Here is a 20,954-nt window from a genome sequence, read left to right as displayed (position 1 = left end):
GGAATCGGAGGGGCAGCCGCGAGCTGTCCCTTCCTTTTTAAATTATAACCAAGAATGATAATTATTATCAATATTATTCCGAATCGGAAGACGTTTTTGCAAAATATTGTTTTCCCAGCGTTGTCACCAAGCCGTCTATACTAAGGCTGTTTTTGTCTTTTCGGTACTGGTGAAGCGTTTCTTCGCCTTTTTTGCGAGCTGATTGCAGCAGTGTATCGCGTTCGCGCTCGAAAGAAAAGAGAGGCACTCCAAAGCCGCACGAAGTGCTAACCGCGTGAATATCCGCTTTAATGATTTGCCTCGCCCCTGGCAGAAGCTCAAAATGGCTAATCCATTCATTCCATTCCGGCATGGTTGGCACAATCACTCGTCCGGTCCCGTACAACCGCAAGATCAACGGGCTGCCCTCAAAAGCGGCGAACATAAATGTAATTCTGCCGTTCTCTTCCAGATGGGCGCTTGTTTCGTTGCCGCTGCCCGTCAAGTCAAGATAAGCCACCTCTGTCGGAGAAAAGATGCGGAGCGCATCGTATCCTTTCGGCGAGATGTTGACATGTCCTTCAGAAGGGGCCGATGCGACAAAAAATAATTTTTGTTTTTTGATAAATTGTTCGTGTTCAGGCAGCATGGCATTAAATCGTTTTCCCACAGCAATGCACCTTCCTTATCAAAACAGATTTCTTCACAAATTATACCACGATTTGGAAAATCACGTCATAAAAATAAACTAGGAGAATATCCCTATATTATGGGATAGGGGAACTTACTTTTTGCTTAAAACCTGATATAATTTGAATGATTCAGGAATTTTGTGGGACTTTCGAATTATTCAAGTCGACCCTTTTTTAGGAGGTCTGCATTATGGCGGTAGATCGGCAGCAGCTGATCGATGAGTTTTTTGAGATGATTCGTAAATTGAACAAAACGGGAACGGATATTATGCTGGTTAGAGATTTTTTTTGGAAGGTGTCCGAAATTCGCCATTTTGTACCGCCGACCGTAGAATTTCTCACCGTGCTGCGAACATACAAACCTCTGCTGTTTCACGAGTTTAAATCTTCGCTTGTACCCAATTCAAGCATCAGCCTGCTGGCCAGCGTCCATATGGAGGCAGGTCAATCGCTCATCAATCTGGGCATCACCGATTTGGAAAAGCTGCAGCAAGCCGTAAAAGGGCCCAAAAAATAAGCGGGGAACTTTAGACGCTAATTATTCTCCCCGGGAGGATTCCATCGAAAGACAGAGAATAGATAATAGGCGGGGAAAATTTCCCTGCGCACCTCGAGAATTATGGGACGGTAAGGATGATGGGTTTGAATATTATTCAGAAGTGGAAATACAGGAAAATTATCGATGGCTGCGATTTTCAATTGGCATCGGAAGTTCTTTATGATAAATTCGTTAAAAGCGGGGATAAGAGCGGAACGATCAGCAGCCATCTGCTGGATCAATATTTCTCCAATCCCGATAAGGATAACGCAGTGCTGTTGATCGACCATAACGAGATGATGGCGTTTTATTTCAACGAATGCAAACCCGGCGGTCTTTATACCCGGCAGCAGCGGGGAAAATCGAAGCCGTCTTCCGAGAAGGATTCCGAACCCGATCTTCCGCGGCAGGCGTCATTAGAGCCTGAACAAACGCCTGACTTCAGCCTCAAGCCAAAAGCGGCGCCAAATCCGCAGCAGGCTCCTGGGGAATTTGTGCCGTCAAGAACTAGCGGCGCTAGAAAACCGGCAGGTTCGTCTTCGATGCCGCGTCCGGAATCTCCTGCGTCCGTGCCGCAGCGGATTAGCGGCGGTAAAGGAACGGATGCGGATGCTCATGCGGATGCTCACATCTCGAGGATGGAAGTCGCTGCGGCATTGTCAAAATCGGCTCCTGAAGAAGCGCCAAAGCAGCAGGCATCTCAGGCTTCCAGCGTTAGCGCAGTTAAGGAAGTGCCGGTTGTGCAAGCGGCTCCTCCGGTTGCGCCGGCTCCAGCCCCTGCCCCCGTGCCGAAGCCGAAACCTTCTCCTTACCGGAATGTGGACTTTAGCAATGTGATCGCTACACTGCAAATCGATAGCGAAGAGCTGGCTCAGCACATCCGGAAGCTGCGGAAGTTAATTAGCGAGAGAGTGGACGTAGAAAGAAACAGGGCGGCTCTTGCCCAATATGAAGAAGCTTATTATGAATTTAATACCGCGGTCAAACTGCTGCGCGAGCAGATGGCGGGCGATCTGGAATAAGGATAATAACGAGGAATAACGCCGCTCCAGGCTAAGAAGCGCTTCTGTTGCCGGGTATTATCCGGGCAGCGAGGCGATCTTCGAGGCCATGGTGCGGTTTTTTGCTAAAAAAAAGATTGATAATTCCGATAGGGTTGTGTATATTTGAATTCGCGTCAACTTTTTGCATCTTTTGACGAAAAACAGCTACCTAGGATGGAACATGAACATAAAGTTATTAAGTGCCTCTCTTTTTCTAATGGCAACCTATTGGATCTCTCTTAAAGTACCGGCGATGCATATGGTTTTTTACCCGACGCTCGGAGCATTCTGCGTTTTGTTTACGACACGATCTTTCGAAAGAATCGAGATTGTCAAAGTCATTATCGGCGCGGCAGTTTCTTCGGTTGTCGGCTGTCTATTTTATTTTATATATCCAGGCGCCCTGTCGATCCTGCTAGTTTCATTGCTAGTCATGTGGGCGAATAAAAAGTATAAGCTCAACGCGCCGCCTATCATGGCGATTGCGTTAATTCCATTTTTCAGCCATCCGCAGCACTTGTGGCTGACCCCGCTGTTTGTGTTCTTGTCGTTAACGAGCTTGTTTGTGCTGATCGGCCTTGCCGATGCGGCAGCGCGTCACGCGGTCAAGTTGCCTTTTGCGCAAGAGCTACGCAAAAAATATTTATTTATCAAGTCGGTTAAAACTAGATGATAGGGATATACTGCTAACATAGAAGCTTGTTCAATTTAGATAGAGCGGAGTGATTCTATGTTTCAGTTGTGCATCAAAAATCCCGTCGCTTTCAAACATGCTATATCCATAGCGCTTGAAGTCACCTGGCCTGATATTTTACCTCAAGAAGCAGAGCGAATCCGGACGTTTCTGGAAGTGATTCCGCCCGATCCGAATCCGTTAATCTTCCATATGTCAACGGACACTTTGCTAGATATCGCCAAATGCGCGAAGTATTTTAAGACGACAAACACATGGCAGTGGCTCAGAGACGATTTTAAGGAAGAGATTTATTCGATCTACTCGTATGTACGACATATAGCTTAAAACAAAACACATAGGGACTCTTTATCCAATTGGATAAGGAGTCTATTTTTTTGTCGAATACCAAGATATGATTTCCAAAACCATCGTGAATATACAGTGCCGTAGAAGGGGAGAACATGCTGATGAGTTATGTTAAATGTTAAAGCTGAAAATATTTTTCAGATAATAAATAATTATATTGAAGAAAATTACCACCGGTGATATAATCGGTTTACAGAAAATTAACACCATTAAAAATGAGGGGGGAAGTTACGTGGAAGAAACGGCTGCCGGTTCGAATACTTTTGTCCGCTTAAGAGAAATCATGGATGATCTTACGTCCGCAGAAAAAAAGGCGGCCGAATACATTTCGCAAAACATTGATGATGTCATCCGCTTGTCGATTACCGAGCTGGCTCAAAAAAGCGACAGCAGCGAATCGACGATCGTAAGGCTCTGCAAGAAACTGAAGCTTAAGGGGTACCAGGAGCTGAGGGTGCTGCTCGCGCAGGAAGCGGTTTCGCCGGTCAAAAAAATTCACGAGAAGGTGATATTGACCGACACGGAAGAAGAAACGATGCGCAAAGTGTTTCAGGCTGCGGTCCAGGCGCTGAACGACACCGAATCGGTGTTGTCCTCCGAACAGCTGATTAAGGCGGTAACTTACATCAGCCAGGCGGAAAGCATTTCGTTTTTTGGCATCGGCGCTTCCGGGGTGATCGCGCAAGACGCTTATTACCGGTTTTCCAAGCTGGGCACAAGCTGCTGCGCCGCTACCGACGGACACAGCCAGCTGAATAAAGCGATATTGCTTGGGGAACAAGATGTGGTGGTAGGCATCTCCCACTCAGGCCGTACGCGGGATGTCATTATGGCGCTTGACGTCGCCAAGAAGCAGGGGGCCAGGACGATCGCGATCACGCAATTCGGGCAATCGCCGATTATGGATGTCGCCGACGTCGTGTTGTTCACCTCCTCGCGGGAAACGGCGTTCCGCACCGAAGCGATGGCCTCACGGATCGCGCAAACCGCCATCCTCGATTCGATTTTTGTAAGCGTCTCATTAACACGTTACGAGAAGGTCATTCAGAACTACGACCGGGCCAGAGAAATGTCGGGAGTTATGAGAATCAATCATATCCGGGATTTGCATAAATGAGATTGGCCGATAGCCGCTTGCGCCCGTGCGGTGTTTCACATTCACGGAATAACCGCACATGACAAGCGAATGTTTGGGGATCGAAATTTGGGGGAGGAAGCTTATTATGAGAAAAACAGTAAGTTTATTGCTGCTTTTGTGCTTATCGCTTGGTTTGCTTGCCGCATGTACGAAAACGCCGGACGCTGCGGCCCCGCAGCCGGCAAAACCGGCTGACAACACGCCCGCGCTGCCGAAAAAAGACGCCATCGTGTACGCGCAAAGCGTGCCTATCACTTCGCTGGATACGGGCGGCATGCAGCCGCAAGGTTATCCGGCCGGATACGAGGCGGCTTTTGCGATCTTCAACGGTCTTGTGAAGTTCGACGAAACGCTTAATTTCAAGCCGGACCTTGCCGATAAGTGGACCTCCGAGCCGGACGGCTTGACATGGACGTTCACGCTGAAGCAAGGCGTCAAGTTCCAGGACGGCACGCCGTTTAATGCGGATGCGGTTGTCGGTTATTATACGAAAATGCTTGATAAAAACTACAACACCGGCGCTTATACGTTGTGGGCGCCCATCGACAAAATCGTCAAGGTTGATGACAACACGGTAAAAATCGTGACCAAAGAGCCGTACGGCGGTTTGCTCAATACGCTGGCGCACGGTTCGGCCCTCATTCCAAGCCCTGCGGCGCTTGAGAAATACGGCAAAGACATCGGCCTGCATCCGGTAGGCACGGGTCCGTACGTGCTGGATAAAATCGAGCCGGGCACGCAGGTTGTCGTCAAAGCAAATGACAGCTATTTTGGCGGCAAACCGGCCTATAAGCAAATTACATTTAAATATGTAGGCGACGCGGCGGCGCGTATCGCTGCACTCAAAAGCGGCCAGGCTGACGTGATCGACGCCGTGCCGGTGGAAAATGCCGGGGATTTGCAAGCAAGCCCGAATCTGGAGCTGATTAACAAGCCGGGGCTGCAGGTGTTTGGCATCGGCCTCAACCAGACGAATCCGATTTTGCAGGATAAGGCGGTCCGCCAAGCGTTTAACTTTGCGATCCAGAAGGACGCGATTATTAAAGCGCTGTTTAAAGGATTTGGCACTGTGTTGACCAGCCCGCTTGCTCCAAATACAACCGGTTATGTGAAGTCGGGAGAATACGCTTACGACGCCGCCAAAGCGAAAAAGATGCTGGAGGACGCAGGCTGGAAAGCGGGCGCCGACGGAGTGCTGGCCAAGGACGGCAAACGGATGTCCTTTAAGCTCAGAACGCCGGAAGGCATGTACCCTAACGATGTGCTTGTCGCCGAAACGATCCAAAACCAGCTGAAAGCGATCGGGGTCGAAGTAAAAATCGATAAAGTCGAAAAATCGACGTTCTGGGACGGCATCAAGGTGCCTAAAGCAAAAGTGGACTTTGATATGGTTATGTTCGGCTACAACCCGTCGCATGGCAACGGCGGCATTCAGCTTGACGCCATGTTCCTGACCAATCCGGACGAAGGCAAAAACCCGCCGCAATGGAACTTTAACTGGTACAGCAACAAAAATGCCGACCAGCTCATTCAAAACGCCAATAAGCAGGTCGATCAAGCGAAACGGACCGAACTGCTCGGCCAAGCGGAAAAAATGATCTGGGACGACGCTCCGTACATTTGGCTTTACGCCAAAAACAACATCGTCGCCAAAGCGAAAAACGTCGATGGAGTCACCGTGCTTCCGGTTATTTTCACCTTGGTGCATCAAACCAAATAAGACATGATAGCTGGCTTTCTACAATTGTAAAGATCGGAGGAGAGTACTTAGCGATAAGTACTTTCCTCGTTCATGGGCGCTTTTTGGAAAGGAGGAGCTGCGCTTGGGAGCTTATATAACGCGCAGATCGCTGTATCTCATATTGCAGGTATTCGTCTTGCTGACCTTGATGTTCATCTTGTTCCGGCTTGTTCCCGGCGATCCCGCTGCGCTTATACTGGGCGGCAACGCATCCCAGGAAGAAATCGACAGGCTGAGGCATGCGATGGGACTGGATCAATCGATCGGCGTACAATACGCCGAATACTTGGGGCATTTGATTAAAGGCGATCTCGGCCAATCGATCAGCTACAACATGCCTGTGCTGCAGGTCATTGCCGATCGGATTTGGCCAACCTTAAAGCTGATGCTGCTCAGCATTGTCATTGCCGTAACGGTCGGCATTCCGGCCGGCGTCGTATCCGGGCTGAAGCCCAGGGCGGCCGGCAGCCGGGCGCTGATGCTCGTATGGATCGGTTTTCTGGCGGTGCCGAATTTCTGGCTGGGGTTGCTGCTCGTCCAGCTGTTTGCGGTCAAGCTGAACTGGCTGCCGGCCATCGGCTACGGCGGGCTGCTGGCGATGATTATGCCGGCCGCGGCGATATCCGCGCGGCTGATCGCGCTTATCGCCAGAATGACACGTACGGCGATGATGGAAGTGCTGAGCGAAGATTTCATTCGCACCGCTGAAGCCAAAGGGCTGTCGACCGTGTCGATTATTTTCAAACACGCGCTGCGTCCGGCGCTGCCGCCGGTGATGACGATGATTGGCCTGCAGGCCGGATATTTGCTCGGCGGTTCGGTTGTCATCGAAAACTTGTTTTCGTATCCGGGCATGGGCCAGCTGCTGCTGTCGGCTCAGAGCATGAGGGACTATTCGCTCATGCAGGGGATTACGATATTTTTTGTCGGCAGTTTTTTGATCATCAACTTTGCGGTTGATTTGCTGTACGGCCGCATCGATCCGCGGATCCGTTACCAGTAGAAGCATGAACAACTTACAGCGATACAAGAACACGCGGATATTCCGCGAATATGCAGGTCAGGAGGTGAACTTCGATGGCAACGGGTGTGATTGCCGGCAAAAAAAGCAACTTCGCCGTTCGGCTGCTGAAGCCGCTGATGAAAGATTCCACGTTAGCCGTAGGCGCGGCCATTCTGCTGATTTTTATATTGCTTAGCGTGCTAGCCCCCTGGATCGCCGTGATTCCCCCGGACCAGCAGGATTTGATGGCCTCACTGGAGCCCAGCTCCGGGACGCATTGGTTTGGCACGGATGAGCTGGGCAGAGATATTTTTTCCAGGGTCATCTATGCGAGCCGCACTGACTTAACGATAGCGATCGGCGGCGTTTTGCTGGCTTATGTGGTGGCGCTGCCTCTTGGGTTATCCGCCGGATACTACGGCGGCCGGATTGACAGGGCGATCTCGACGGTATCCGAATCGATTTTGACGTTTCCGTCGCTGGTGCTTTCCATCATCATCGTTTCCATGATCGGCTCCGGGCAGCTTGGACTGATCATTACGATTACAGTTACCCAGGCGCCGCAGCTCGTCCGGTATTTGCGCGGATTTGTGCTGCAAATTCGCGAGATGGAGTACATCTCCGCGGCCAAGGCGGCCGGCAGCAAAACGTTTTATATTATGACAAAACATATTTTGCGCAATATTATGGGACCTAGCCTGGTTGTGCTCAGCTTATTGGCCAGCGAGGCGGTGCTGGTTGCCGCCGCTCTTGGGTTTCTCGGACTTGGCGTACAGCCTCCGGCCCCGGAATGGGGCACGATGCTGAGCCGCAGTCGCTCTTATTTTATGGAGGCTCCGCATTTGATGATTTATCCGGGCCTTGCGATCGCCCTGCTGATCCTTGGGTTTAACCTGCTCGGAGACGGTATGCGGGACCTGCTTGACGCCAAAAAAAGATGAGCCGCTAGCGGCGAACAAGGAGTAGAGACTAATGCAAACCAAACTTCAGCTAGAACAGAAATATATTCGTTTGGGAGAAGTGATCGACTCCCTCGTTTCCAAAGATTTTACGGCCAGAGGTATATCCCATGAGTTGTACGAGGAAGCCAGGGAGCAAACGGGCATGCCGCTGACAATGGCGGCGGCGGAGCATCTTCGCGGCAGTGTGAAAAAAGGGGACCGGGTGCTGATTTTTACAGGCTGGCCGTCCCGCTCATGGCTGATTAAAGGGTTGACCGAAACCGACGGCCCCGTCGGCGCGTCGGCACTGGCCCGGGCGATCGAACAAGGGCTTGGCGCGGTGCCGATTCTGGTGATGGAGAAATCGCTTATTCCGTTCGGAGAAGTGGCACTTCGTGCCGCCGGCCTGATTGTCAGCGATTTGGAGACGGCGCTCAAATCGAAGCCCGGACCGCCTTCCGCATCGGTAGGCGCCGTCATCGATTTCCCGACCGACCTGGAAGCGGGCCGCAGCGAAGTCGAGGCGTGGATGAACCGTATCCGGCCTTCGGCGCTGATTTCCGTCGAGCTGCCTGGCGCTAACGCAAGCTGGAAATACCATAACGTGACGGCACGGGAAGTGCCTACCGAGCTGGTCATCAAAGCCGATCTGCTGTTTGCCGAAGCGCGCCGCCGCGGCATTGCGACCATCGGCATCGGCGACGGGGGCAACGAGCTGGGCATGGGCAACGTCAAAGCGGCGATTGCGGCTCACTTACACAACGGCAAGACGATCGCACCGATGACCGAAGTGGATGTGCTGGTCGCCTCCAACATCTCCAACTGGGGCGCCATCGGATTGTCGGCAGCGCTGCTCGCCTTGATCGGCAAACCCGAGCTGATTAAAGAACTCGACGTCGTGCGCATTACGGACCGCTTGGTTGACGCAGGCGCGATCGACGGGCTTACCTCTTATGTGGATCCGAAAAATGACGGGACAACTCATGATATTAACCGCGCACTTATGCAATTTTTATATATGTCGGTCACGATGCATTTGAACGGATGGAACAAAGGGTAAGGCCGGACGGAGATAACATTCACAAGTCAACCGCCGGGCAACACCCGGATGATCAAAGACAGAGGAGGCGAATTTATGAATCCGTATGAATCGATCCAATTGCCCAATGTCATTAACGCCGCGGGAAAAATGACTTATTTGGGCAGCTCTGCGGTGCTGCCCGAGGTGGCCCGCACGATGTCGGAATCGGCGCGCAGCTTTGTCGATATGGCGCAGCTCAAAGCGACGGTTCAGCGTAAAATCGCCGCCATGGTCGAAGCCGAAGCGGCCTGCGTGACGTCTTGCGCCGCTGCGGGCATCGTTGTTTCCGTGGCCGCAGCGTTAACCGGAACCGACCTCGATAAAGTGGAAGCTTTGCCTCTCATTAAAGGCGGCAAACGCGAAGTGATTTTGCAAAAAGGCCATGCCGTCAGCTTTGGGGCCAACCTGACGCAGATGATTCGCATGACGGGTGCGGAGGTCAAGGAAATCGGCACCGTTAACGGCGTCAAGCCTTATCATTTGAAGGGTGCGATCAACGAAGCGACAGCGGCGATCGTGTATGTCGTTTCCCACCACGCCGTTTCCAGTGAAATGCTCAGCTTGCGCGAAGTGACGGACATCGCCGCGCTGCACGGCATTCCGGTCATCGTTGACGCGGCGGCCGAGGTCGATTTGCAGCTGTATTTGGCGCAAGGAGCGACTGCTGTCATATACAGCGGCCATAAGGCGATCGGCGGGCCGACGTCGGGGCTGATTATCGGCAGCAAGCCGTTTATGGAAGCTTGCTGGCTGCAGGAAAAAGGCTACGCCCGGGCGATGAAAATCGGCAAAGAAAACATCATGGGGTTATATGCTTCGCTGGAAGCTTATATGCGGCTAGACCAGCAATCGTTAACCGAATCGTACGCCAACATCGTTGACGTTCTGCAGCGGGAGGTAACCGGCATTCCCGGTTTGAGCACAAGGACGGCGTGGGATGCGACCCGGCCGATTCCCCGCTTGCAGCTGATCGTTGGCGATGAGGCGGGACTTACCGCAAAACAGCTGATCGGCTTGCTGGAGCAAGGCACTCCTTCGATTCGGACGAGAAATCATTTGGCCGATGAAGGCATTATTCAATTTGATCCGCGTGAGTTAAGATTAGAAGAAATCGGACAAATTGGCACGATGCTGAGAAGCATTTTGGATAAACGGAAACAAGAAGCGTAAGGAGAATAGCGATACTATGAAAAAGGGGCCGATCTGTAAATGGCTGCAAATCTTTTTGAGCAAGCGATAGGCGGCAAGGTGCTGCTTAATATTCAGGCAAATTCGCTGGAGTCGGCCAAAGCGGCGGCGGAGCTTCTCGGACCGGCCGTAATCGTTGGCGTCATGGCCAAAGATTTTCCTGTGATTGAAGAGGGAGTTGCCTACATCCAGCGTCTTCATGGCGAAGGCGTTCAGGTGTCGGCAGGACTCGGCGACGGCAGCGCGGAAGAATGGGAGCGGGCGCTTAAGCTGGCTTTGGCTGCCAAACCGCTTCATTTGAATCAAGTTTTCCCCGCGGCGGCATTGTCCCAATATGTATTGCGCCTGCAGGGCGCTCCTACGATCGTTAACGCGATGGTGAGGCCAACGGGCACGCCGGGCATGGTCCATATCGGCACCGGACCGCTAAGCCAAGCGAGCCCGGCCGCGGTTGTCAGCGTAGACGCGGCGTTGTCGATGATGCAGGAGATGGGCATCGAATCGGTCAAATATTTTCCGATTCAGGGCACAGGGCGGCTTGATGAAGTGCGCGCCGTCGCCAAAGCGGTTGCCGGCCGCGGGATGATGCTGGAGCCGACCGGCGGGATAACGCCGGACAATGCGGCTGAGCTTGTCAAGGCCTGTCTCGAAGAAGGCGTAACAAAGCTGATGCCGCATCTGTACGGATCGCTGAAAAACGCTTCAACCAACGATTTGGATATCGAGAAGCTGAAGCTTGCCGCGCAGCAAATCAGGGCTGTCTGTGGAGCGTGATTGCACATGGAACCGGAACAAAAGCCGATGCTCGCAGTCGATATCGGCTCGACCAATATCAAAGCAGCGCTTATCGATAAGCAAGGAAAACTGCTGGCTTCCGGCAGAGCGCCTTTCCCGGCAATCTCATCGGAAGGACGCTGTGAAGCGGACGCAGATGAGCTGTGGCGCTCGTTTATAGCAGCAGTGAGTCAGCTACATGCCAAAGCAGGGAGTTTGGCGGACATTGGTTCCGTCGCGATCACTTCGCAGATGGCCGGCCTGGTATTGCTCGATGAAATGTGGCATGCTGTCGGGCCTGTAATCCCCGGTGTCGATCAGCGCGGCAGCGTCTATGTGCCCGAGCTGATGCGGCGGATGGCCGGCCACCCGGTCCATGCGGTTACGGGATGCCCGCCCCTGGGTATCTACCCTGCGCCTAAGCTGCTGTGTCTGGCTGCCGAGCAGCCCGCTTTACTGCAAAAGGCGCGGTATATCGGAGGCATTAAAGAATGGATGCTGTTGAAGCTGACGGGCGGCTGGATTACCGACCCGGCGTCCGCTTCCTGTACCCAACTGTTTGATCAGCGGCAGCGCGGCTGGTGGCCGGAGATGATTGCCGCCGCGGGTATCGGGCATCTGATATTGCCGGAAGTCCGCAATCCCGATGAGCGGGCCGGAATTTTACTGCCGCAGGCGGCGGACGTATTGCAGCTTCCGGCGGAACTGCCCGTCTATGTAGGCACCGGCGACGGTCCCGCCGCCAATCTGGCGACAGGGGCGGTTGAGCCAGGAAGCTTGTGCATTTCGCTAGGCACAACCGCGGTTGTGCGTTACATGACGGAGCATATTGACATGACGATGGAAAATAAGCGCCATTTCCGGCAATGGTTCGGATGGCATTGGTATATGCAAGGATTCCGTCTGGAGGGGGCGGGACGCGATATTGAGGCGTTCCTGCCGCAGGCGGAAGCGTCTTCTCACGCTGACGCTTTCCCGATTTGCTACAACCCGCATGCGGCTGACCATCACCGCAGATTTATCGGCGATTGGGCGGGGGCGGATGCAAATTCCCGGCTTCAGGCGGTACTGGACGGTATTTTGTTTGCTTTATATGAGGAAATGAAACCCGCTTTGAGCAAAGGGACATTCCGGGAAATCCGCCCGGTTGGCGGCGGCGCGGGCAACCTCCATTGGATGAAGGAGCTGGCTGGACTGTTTGGTCTTCCCGTCATCCTTACGGAAAGCGGCGACAGTGCGCTGGGCGCCGCCATGATCGCCATGAAGCAAGCCGGAGGCGCAGCAGCCTGGAGTGAAGCGGCACAGGCGATGGTCCATGTGAAAACGGTCATTCAGGCTTTGCCCGAATTCAGCCGGACGATGCAAGCAAAATATGAAACGTACAGGCTTATTTTGAAACGAGGTGAATCGGAATGACGGAAAAATTGCTTCAAGTGCGCAATCTGGTCACCGAATTTACCACCGGCCGGGGGACGCAACGTGTGGTTGACGGCATTTCGTTTGATATCGAGCACGGCCAAACGGTCGGTTTGGTGGGAGAATCGGGCAGCGGCAAAAGCATCACCTCGCTGTCGGTCATGGGGCTTATCAAAGCTCCAGGCCGGATTGCCGGAGGTTCCATCCGTTTTGCCGGAGAAGAACTGACGGACAAATCGGTCAAGCAATTGAGAAAAATCCGCGGCAAAGACATCTCGATGATTTTTCAGGAGCCGATGACTTCGCTGAACCCGGTGCTTACCGTCGGCGAGCAGATCGCCGAAACCGTGCGTCTGCATGAAGGTTTGTCGGCCAAAGCGGCGGAAGCCCGTGCGCTGGATATGCTGACAAAAGTCGGCATCCCGATGGCCGAAACCAGGATCAAACAATATCCCCACCAGTTGTCCGGCGGGATGAGGCAGCGGGTCATGATTGCCATCGCGTTGTCGTGCAGCCCGAAGCTGCTGATTGCCGACGAACCGACTACCGCGCTTGATGTGACGATCCAGGCGCAAATCTTGGAGCTGATGAAATCGCTGAAGCAGGAAGCGGGCATGGGCGTGCTGATGGTTACCCACGACCTTGGCGTAGTGGCTGAGATATGCGAGAAGGTCATCGTGATGTACGCCGGACAAATCGTGGAAGAAGGGCCGGTCGATCGGGTATTTGTCCATCCTCAGCATCCTTATACGGAAGCGCTGTTGAAATCGATCCCGTCGATTGCCGGCGGAAGGGGCAAACTGTATTCGATCCCCGGTAATGTGCCCGCCTTGCACGCGATGCCGCAGCACTGCCGGTTCCATACCCGGTGTCCGTATGTGTTTGAGCGCTGTATGACAGAAACGCCGCAACTGACGGAGACGGAGGACGGCCGCAAAGTAAGCTGCTGGAAACCTTCATCGGGCGTTGAATTGAAAAACAGCTGAATAGGAACAATTGGACGTCAACGAAACGGGAACCCGATTAAAGAAGGGGGAGGAAAACGGTGAACGGCACGGAAAACAAACCGCTGGTAAGCATTCAGCATCTGTCGAAATTTTTCCCGGTCAAAAAAGGCTTGTTCCGCAAACAAGGCAATCCGGTCAAAGCGGTCAACGACCTCAGCCTTGATATATACGACGGAGAGACGCTGGCGATCGTCGGCGAATCGGGCTGCGGCAAAAGCACGGTCGGCCGGACGATGCTGCGGCTGCTGGAGCCGACCGCAGGTAAGGTGCTTTACGAAGACAAAGATCTTTTTGCATTAAACGGCGAGCAGATGCGCCAAATGCGGCAGCATATGCAAATCATTTTCCAGGATCCGTTTGGTTCGCTGAATCCGCGTTTAAGGGTGAAGGACATCATTGCCGAACCGCTTGTCGCCCACAAGGTCGGCAGCCGTTCGGAGCGCATGAAACGGGTCAAAGAGCTGATGGAGGTCGTCGGTTTGAATGCGGAGCAAGCAGACCGCTATCCGCACGAATTCTCCGGCGGCCAGCGCCAGCGGATCAGCATAGCCCGCGCGCTTTCGCTGAACCCGAAGCTGATCGTTTGCGATGAAGCGGTATCCGCATTGGATGTCTCGATTCAATCTCAGGTGCTTAATCTGCTGGAGGATTTGCAGCAGCAGTTCGGACTGACGTATTTATTCATCTCGCATAACTTAAGCGTAGTGCACCATCTTGCTGACAGGGTCGGCGTCATGTATTTGGGCAAATTGGTGGAGCTGAGCGGGGTGGAGGAGCTGTACCGCCGTCCGGCCCATCCCTATACCGAAGCGCTGCTGTCGGCGATCCCGGAACCCCGCCCCGAGCATAGGCGCGACCGCATTGTGCTGCAAGGGGATGTGCCGAGTCCGGCCAATCCGCCGTCCGGCTGCCCGTTCCATGTCCGCTGCCCGCATGCCCAGCCGGACTGCGGCCAGAACGTACCCGAGTTCCGCGAAATCGCACCCGGCCGCTGGGTGGCGTGTCATTATCCGCTTACGACCGGTTCGGTAGAGGCCGTGCACATACAATGAGTTTGGCTAAGGCTAGAAGTTGAGCTCCATGATATGCAAAATCCGGCTTCGCAGCACGTCGCTGTGCAGCAAAAAAAGGCGTCCCCGCAGCAGTTGCCGCGAAACGCCTTTTTTTTGTATTGGTAATGATACGGTCGATCCGTTAGTTACGACAATTTGACGTTGCGGCCTGTCGCTTGCGACTCGAACGCCGCCAAGATGACGTTAAGCGATCTGCGGCCTTCTTCGCCCGAGATGCTTGGAGGCGTGTTGGTAACCAGGCTGTCGACAAAAGCGTCGATGACGCCGCTGGATGATTGCTTCTCATTGGTGGAGATGGCGCCAACGGCGTATTTCTCCACGTTGCCGTCGCGCAGCTCGACGATCACCTGGTCTTCCGGGTGCGTGCCGATCTTGATAACGCCGTGCTCGCACCACAGTACCGTGCTGTTGTCTTCGCCTTTGTAATAAGTCCAGCTGGCGACCAGCGTGCCGATCGCGCCGCTGTTCATGCGCAGCAGGCTGGTGGAGTTGTCGTCCACATCGGTGCCGTCTTTATGCAGCGTGCCGATAAAAGAAGAAACTTCCGCGACTTCGTCGTCCAGCAAATAGCGGATCAGGTCGGATTTGTGCACGCCCAAATCGCCCATGGCGCCCATAATCGCTTCGTTTTTGCGGAAAAACCAGCTTCCTCTGCCGTCCACGCTCCAGCGTTCCGGTCCGGGATGGCCAAAGGAGGTGCGGAAAGTCAGCACTTTGCCAAGCTTGCCGGTCTGCAAAATTTCTTTGGCTTTCACGTGCGGCGGCATCAGCCGTTGATTGTGGCCGACCATTAAATAAACGCCGCTTGCCGCAGCAGCTTCAATCATCGCTTGCGCTTCGGCATCGGTTGTGGCCATCGGTTTCTCGACAAGCACATGAGCGCCCGCTTGAGCCGCCGCAATCGCTACCGGCGCATGAAGGAAATTCGGCGTACATACGCTGACGGCATCCGGTTTGATTTTGGCCAACATTTCGTTGTAATCGGTAAAAGCTTCAGCTCCGTGTTTAGCTGCATATACCTCGGCTCTTTCCAGCACGGGATCGACAAAAGCGACAAGCTGCACGTGAGAGTTTGTTTCGTATTCCGGAATATGGCGGCGCTGCGCAATAGCGCCACAGCCGACGACGGCTACTCTAATTTTACTCATTTTATATAAACCCTCCCGAACAAAATAGGTTTGATCTTACACTAATGTTAAGTAGTTTGATTTCAGCCAGTCCATGCTGATTGCAACGCTTTCCAGCGACGGTTTGGCGCAGCGGTCCTGCTCCACGATCAGCCATTCGGTTCCGCCGTCAGCTGCGGCTTTGATAACGTCGTTTAGCGGAATGAGGCCTACGCCAAGCTCGACCGTATCGATTTTTTGGTCTTCGCCGATGCGGAAATCTTTGATGTGCAGGAGCGGAAGCCGGCCGGCATATTTGTTGATATAAGAAACCGGCTCAATTCCGTAAAATTGCACCCAGCCGATATCCATCTCGACCTTCAGGATATCCTCGGAAATCGAAGCGTACATCGCGTCAAGCGCGTATTCGCCGCCTACTTTGCCGGCAAATTCAAAATCATGATTGTGGTATCCGAAAATCAAGCCGTTTCTGGTAGCTTCTGCGGCGATTTCTGCCAAAACTGCGAATAGCTGCTTCCAGCCATCTTCGTTGTCGGGCCGGTCTTCCGGCATCAAATATGGGCAGACCATGTATTTCGCGCCAATCGTTTTCAGGTAAGCGATTTCATCGGCAAGTTGTGTTTGCATGTTTTTTAAGGGCACGTGGCTGCCAATGGCTTGAAGACCAAGCTCCTGCAGCAGATCGCGCATTTCTTCGGCAGGAATACCGCCGTAACCGGCAAATTCAACGCCTTCGTAACCAAGCTCAGCCACTTTGCGAAGCGTGCCTGGAAAATCTTTGGCTGTTTCGTCGCGAAGCGTATACATCTGCAGACCGATACCTAATTTTCTCACGATGGGACACTCCTTTTAATTGGGAAAGTATACGTATTTAACTTGACGTATTTAGTTCACATTATAATGCGATACCTTTATAATGAATATGAATTATATAGTTAGTATATGAACTATTCTGCTATTAATGGAGCGAGCCATGAATTCCGATATTTTGATGTGCAGCTATTCCTATCATACGCAACGTTTTGTCTCGGCTTATCCGGGCGGGGTGCATACTTATTTGTTCCGATTGCAAGCGGAAGGCGGGGCTATGGCGCTGGTGGACGGCAAAATGGTGCCTGTCGGTCCCGGCGATCTGCTGCTGTTCAAACCGGGCATGCCTTATCGGTTAGTCGTCGATGAATATGAAAGCGCGCCGTTCGGACCGGTTGTGGGCAGCGGCGATTATTATTTGTTTTGCAAAGGCCCGTGGCTGGATGAGTGGTGGAACCGGTCGCCCAAGCCGGTCTTGACGCGTATCGATCTGGATGACAAGCTGCTGGCTTTATGGAAAATGATTATTTTGGAGAAACGCAGATTCGAAGAAAGCAGCTCCGAAATGGCGGATTACCTGCTGCGTTCCTTGTGTCTGATGTTGGATCGGGCGATTGTTCCGGCCGAGCCGGTGAAAGGCAAACCATTTGTCGCCACACGGATGAAAAGTTTTATCGAAGAACATGCCGCCGTCTCGTTTAAAATCGAAGATGTGGCGCGTCACGTCAACTTGAGCGTTTCCCGTGCGGCTCACTTGTTTAAAGAATGCTACGGCAAATCGATGATGGAATTTACGCTGGAAGTGCGGACGGCCATTGCGCTGGAGCGGATGAAATACAGCACAATGACGCTGCAGCAAATTGCTGAAACATGCGGTTTCGGCAGCTATTCGTATTTTCATAGAGTGTTTAAAACGCAGCAAGGCATGTCGCCGACCGAATATAGGGAACTCCATACGGATATGGGGACTCCAAGAATTAAATAAAAAAACCTCTCTCCAGGAATTCGGGAGGGAGGTTGATGAATCGGTCTATTGTGCCGCAGGGGCGCAGATTATAAGAGAGACAGCCGTTACACAAGGACGAGTTTGTCGTCTTGTTTTTCGGCTTTCTCCTTTTCACTCTCTTTTTCTTTTTCTTTTTCATTAGCTTGTTTCTGCGAGTTGTCCGGATCGCCGGAAGCCGCCGGTTCTTCCTGAAGAAGCGGTTGTTCCGCTGTGGATCCCGCCGGTTTCATTTCTTCGGATTGAATATCCTCTTCCAATGCTCTTTCCGGCATGTTCACTTCAGTCATGCCGCCGGCTGAAAATTCCTCTGCCGCAAACGGTATATTCCATTCCATTGTTTCGCTTTCTTTGTGATCGTCATCTCTCAACGTCAATTCCATGTCTGCAGGCTGATCCTTAACATCGATTTGGAACTGGTTGATTTCCTGGAACAATTTCTGCGACAACATATGGATATCGTCCGCTTCGGAGGCGATTTTGTGCAGCGATGCGTCCTGTATCAGCGAAGTGGAGGTGATTTCTTCCACACCGGCTGCGGTCTGTTGGGCGATTGCGGCAACGTATTGGACGGAATCGACCAGCGTCTCGTTTTTATGCTTGGCTTCCTCAACCTTATGATGGACTTGATCGATCTGACCGGAAAGTTCCTCCATGCTGCTTCGGATGGAGGCAAACGCGGTTGTTGTTTCATGAACCTTGGCATTTTGCTCGGACATCGAGACTTGCGCTGAATTGATGCTCGCTTGCAGCTCGTTCATTCTAGTACGGAGAGTATGAATAATACCCGCGATCGACTGGGCCGACTTGGATGTTTGCGTAGATAAATTACGGACTTCGTCTGCAATAACGGTGAATCCTCTGCCGTGCACGCCTGCTCTGGCCGCTTCAATGGAAGCGTTAAGCGACAAGATGTTCGTTTGTGCGGAAATTTCCGTAATGGAAGCGGTAATCGTACCGATTTGCCGCGAACTGGCGTTAAGTGTCTCCATGGCTTCCGACACGCTTGCCAAGATTTGCTCCGATTGTTCGGCTTTTAAGCGGAGCGTATCTATCGCCGAAGTTCCCAATTCCGTATTGTGAGCCGCGTGTTCGCCCGCTAGTCTGATCGTCTGCATGGAGTTTGAAATGAGCCGCAGCTCCTGATCCAGATCGCTGATAATCAAGCTGCTTTTTTCCGATTGCTCCGCTTGCTGCTGCGCTCCTGTTGACATCTCCTGAATGGATTTGACAATCTCGGAGTTTGCAGATGCCGTGGAGCTGGCGAAACTCTGAAAGGAATGCGAATGATCGGCTAACGAATAGGCGATGGCTTGCGTGCGGGCCAGCATATTGTTGACGTGATCGACCATCAGGTCGAAGCTTTGGCTTAATACGCCGAGCTCATCGCGGGAACGGTTGTTGATTTTATGCCGCAGATCGCCCGCGGCGATCAGTCCGACCGCCGTCTGCAAACGCAGTATCGGCCGTACGAACGAACGGATCAAGGCGTATGCTAGTGCGATGGATGCCGCGGCTACGACAATGGATAACAGCACCATAATGTTTAAGGTGTCGTCAAGCATCGTATGAGATGCGGCGATAGCGGTGCTTGCGTCTTCGGAATACACTACATAAAACTTGTCCACGTTTGAAAAAATCTCATCTTTCAGTTTTTGCGATTCGTTATATAAGTATTCCATGTTTTTGTCCATGTCGACCGGCGGCAGCTTATTCTCCTGCACCAGCTTGGCCGCCACATCAAATGTATTGGCGTAATCGACCGTCAAGGAGATCAGCTTGCTGCGCCAAGCGATCTGGTCCGGCGTTGTTGCGGTATCGCCGATCTGTTTAATCATTTGATCGAACTGTTTCCTTTTTTCATTATATATGGGTATGTATTCGGGCTTTTTCGATATTTCGAGTCCTGATGCAATGATGTTTAATTCCTGAACCGTTTCTTTTAATTCCAAGGCCATCTGTTTCAGCTCGACTTTTCCGTTCTGGAATACCAGCTGGTCTTTAATCAGCTTCACCTGGTGGATATTAAACATCGCCATGCATAGAAACACCGCCAGCATACCGCCAAAACCCGCAATCAGCTTTATTTTTAAAGACATCCCCATGCTCCCCTCTCACGTCATTCGACGATTGTTTATGTCTCCGATTATAAATAACCTGTATTAAAAGAGCCTTCGCACTATGTTAGTCCGATGTTAAATTTATGCAGTTGCTGCTTGTCTTCTTATATAAAAAGGCTGCAATCCGGCATGTTGCAAAAGGATCCGCCTTGAATGATTTTTTTTACATAAAATTTACGAATCGCGGGTTTGAAGTTAACAAAACGCTGTTAGTATTGGTCAAGTAGAGAACAAAACAAAGGGAGGACATGAGAAATGTTTTTGCAAATGTCGAAGAAAAGTTTGAGCTTAGCAATGGTTGCCGTATTATCAGTGGGGTTCCTCGCAGCGTGTGGCAGCAAAACGGCTGAACAGCCGAAAACAAATACAAATGCCGCCGCTCCAGCAGCGCAACAATCCGGCGGAGGGGACAAAAAACCTGAGCCTGCTAAAGAAATCAGCGGAACGGTAACGGCTTCCGGTTCCAGCGCCTTGCTTCCTCTTGTAAAACAAGCTTCCGAAGACTTCATGAAAGCCAACCCAAAAGTAACGGTTAACGTAACGGCTGGCGGATCCGGCGTGGGCGTTAAAAACGTAGCTGACGGCACATCCGACATCGGTAACTCCGACGTTGAAGCAGGTCCTGAATACAAAGACAAAAACCTGGTGCCTCACGTAGCGGCTATCGCTCCTTTCGCACTGATCGTTAACAAAGAAGTTTCCATTGACAACTTGACCAAACAACAAGCGGCTGACATCTACCTCGGTAAAATTACGAACTGGAAAGATGTAGGCGGCAAAGATCAAAAGATCGTTCTGATCCACCGTCCTGACAGCTCCGGTTCCCGTGCGCTTGTGAAAAAGATCGTGCTTGACGGCCAAGAGTTCTCCAAAGACGGCGTAACTCAAGAGTCCAGCGGCGCGGTTGCGACAGCTGTAGGCCAAACAGCCGGTTCTATCGGTTATGTGGATACTCCGTACTTGAACGATACGATCAAAGCTTTGAAATTCGAAGGCGTAGCATTCAGCAAAGACGCAATTAAAGACGGCAAATACCCGCTGTACGGCGTAGAGTTGATGTATACCAAAGGTGAAGCTACCGGCGCAACCAAAGCATTCATCGATTACATCACAGGCACTGAGTTCCAAACCAAAAAGGTAGAAGAGCTGAAGTTCCTGCCAGCCAACCTGCTTAAGAAATAATCCATTTTATCCATAATTGGATTTTCCGAGAACGCCGCTAAGGCGTTCTTTTTGTC

20 protein-coding genes are annotated in these 20,954 nt (G+C 52.2%); 16 read left to right on the top strand and 4 right to left on the bottom strand.

What is annotated here, in order from left to right:
• Positions 1–73 precede the first annotated feature (73 nt).
• On the bottom strand, positions 74–649 hold the full coding sequence (locus EYB31_RS21815) for a pyridoxamine 5'-phosphate oxidase family protein (RefSeq protein ID WP_131015542.1): 576 nt from the start codon (positions 647–649) through the stop codon (positions 74–76).
• Positions 650–861: 212 nt separating this feature from the next.
• Between EYB31_RS21815 and EYB31_RS21810 the strand changes: the two genes are divergently transcribed.
• From EYB31_RS21810 to EYB31_RS21745, 14 genes are all read left to right on the top strand, one after another.
• On the top strand, positions 862–1,188 hold the full coding sequence (locus tag EYB31_RS21810; protein ID WP_131015541.1) for a hypothetical protein: 327 nt from the start codon (positions 862–864) through the stop codon (positions 1,186–1,188).
• Positions 1,189–1,313: 125 nt separating this feature from the next.
• On the top strand, positions 1,314–2,231 hold the full coding sequence (locus tag EYB31_RS21805; protein WP_131015540.1) for a hypothetical protein: 918 nt from the start codon (positions 1,314–1,316) through the stop codon (positions 2,229–2,231).
• Between the two features lie 202 nt (positions 2,232–2,433).
• On the top strand, positions 2,434–2,925 hold the full coding sequence (locus tag EYB31_RS21800) for an HPP family protein (RefSeq protein WP_131015539.1): 492 nt from the start codon (positions 2,434–2,436) through the stop codon (positions 2,923–2,925).
• A gap of 57 nt (positions 2,926–2,982) precedes the next feature.
• On the top strand, positions 2,983–3,273 hold the full coding sequence (locus EYB31_RS21795; RefSeq protein WP_131015538.1) for a hypothetical protein: 291 nt from the start codon (positions 2,983–2,985) through the stop codon (positions 3,271–3,273).
• A gap of 253 nt (positions 3,274–3,526) precedes the next feature.
• Positions 3,527–4,411 (top strand): MurR/RpiR family transcriptional regulator, encoded by an 885-nt coding sequence (locus tag EYB31_RS21790; protein WP_131015537.1) that lies wholly within the window; start codon positions 3,527–3,529, stop codon positions 4,409–4,411.
• A 106-nt stretch (positions 4,412–4,517) separates the two neighbouring features.
• Positions 4,518–6,152 carry an ABC transporter substrate-binding protein gene (locus tag EYB31_RS21785; RefSeq protein ID WP_165452542.1) on the top strand — a complete coding sequence of 545 codons (1,635 nt, stop codon included), beginning with the start codon at positions 4,518–4,520 and terminating at the stop codon, positions 6,150–6,152.
• Between the two features lie 103 nt (positions 6,153–6,255).
• Positions 6,256–7,176 (top strand): ABC transporter permease, encoded by a 921-nt coding sequence (locus EYB31_RS21780; RefSeq protein WP_131015535.1) that lies wholly within the window; start codon positions 6,256–6,258, stop codon positions 7,174–7,176.
• Between the two features lie 74 nt (positions 7,177–7,250).
• Positions 7,251–8,117, top strand: a complete 867-nt coding sequence (locus EYB31_RS21775) for an ABC transporter permease (RefSeq protein ID WP_131015534.1) — start codon at positions 7,251–7,253, stop codon at positions 8,115–8,117.
• A gap of 31 nt (positions 8,118–8,148) precedes the next feature.
• On the top strand, positions 8,149–9,177 hold the full coding sequence (locus EYB31_RS21770) for a glutamate cyclase domain-containing protein (RefSeq protein WP_131015533.1): 1,029 nt from the start codon (positions 8,149–8,151) through the stop codon (positions 9,175–9,177).
• A gap of 75 nt (positions 9,178–9,252) precedes the next feature.
• Positions 9,253–10,368, top strand: coding sequence for a PLP-dependent aminotransferase family protein (locus EYB31_RS21765; protein ID WP_165452541.1), 1,116 nt, complete (start codon positions 9,253–9,255; stop codon positions 10,366–10,368).
• A 39-nt stretch (positions 10,369–10,407) separates the two neighbouring features.
• Entirely contained in the window at positions 10,408–11,160 is a 753-nt protein-coding gene (locus EYB31_RS21760; protein WP_131015531.1) for a KDGP aldolase, read from the top strand.
• 6 nt (positions 11,161–11,166) lie between these two features.
• A complete protein-coding gene (locus EYB31_RS21755; protein WP_131015530.1) occupies positions 11,167–12,576 on the top strand; it encodes a xylulokinase in 1,410 nt (469 codons plus the stop codon).
• The gene (locus EYB31_RS21750) at positions 12,573–13,562 is read left to right on the top strand and encodes an ABC transporter ATP-binding protein (protein WP_131015529.1); all 990 of its coding nucleotides are present in this window, start codon (positions 12,573–12,575) and stop codon (positions 13,560–13,562) included. Before EYB31_RS21755 ends, EYB31_RS21750 begins: the two co-directional genes overlap by 4 nt.
• Positions 13,563–13,621: 59 nt before the next feature.
• Positions 13,622–14,635 (top strand): ABC transporter ATP-binding protein, encoded by a 1,014-nt coding sequence (locus tag EYB31_RS21745; RefSeq protein ID WP_131015528.1) that lies wholly within the window; start codon positions 13,622–13,624, stop codon positions 14,633–14,635.
• A 146-nt stretch (positions 14,636–14,781) separates the two neighbouring features.
• Here the strand turns inward: EYB31_RS21745 and EYB31_RS21740 are convergent, their stop codons facing one another.
• Complete coding sequence (locus EYB31_RS21740) at positions 14,782–15,804, bottom strand: Gfo/Idh/MocA family protein (RefSeq protein WP_131015527.1); 1,023 nt, start codon at positions 15,802–15,804, stop codon at positions 14,782–14,784.
• A 36-nt stretch (positions 15,805–15,840) separates the two neighbouring features.
• Entirely contained in the window at positions 15,841–16,617 is a 777-nt protein-coding gene (locus EYB31_RS21735) for a sugar phosphate isomerase/epimerase family protein (RefSeq protein ID WP_131015526.1), read from the bottom strand.
• 139 nt (positions 16,618–16,756) lie between these two features.
• On the opposite strand from EYB31_RS21735, the gene EYB31_RS21730 reads away from it, so the two are divergent.
• Complete coding sequence (locus EYB31_RS21730; protein ID WP_131015525.1) at positions 16,757–17,578, top strand: AraC family transcriptional regulator; 822 nt, start codon at positions 16,757–16,759, stop codon at positions 17,576–17,578.
• An 86-nt stretch (positions 17,579–17,664) separates the two neighbouring features.
• Here the strand turns inward: EYB31_RS21730 and EYB31_RS21725 are convergent, their stop codons facing one another.
• Positions 17,665–19,695 (bottom strand): methyl-accepting chemotaxis protein, encoded by a 2,031-nt coding sequence (locus EYB31_RS21725; protein ID WP_165452540.1) that lies wholly within the window; start codon positions 19,693–19,695, stop codon positions 17,665–17,667.
• Positions 19,696–19,971: 276 nt separating this feature from the next.
• Between EYB31_RS21725 and EYB31_RS21720 the strand changes: the two genes are divergently transcribed.
• Positions 19,972–20,898, top strand: a complete 927-nt coding sequence (locus EYB31_RS21720; RefSeq protein ID WP_131015523.1) for a phosphate ABC transporter substrate-binding protein — start codon at positions 19,972–19,974, stop codon at positions 20,896–20,898.
• Positions 20,899–20,954: the final 56 nt, after the last annotated feature.

Origin of the sequence: Paenibacillus thalictri (assembly GCF_004307995.1) — a bacterium.
Taxonomy (GTDB): Bacteria; Bacillota; Bacilli; order Paenibacillales; family NBRC-103111; genus Paenibacillus_AF; species Paenibacillus_AF thalictri.
This window is presented reverse-complemented; position numbering and strand designations above follow the sequence as displayed.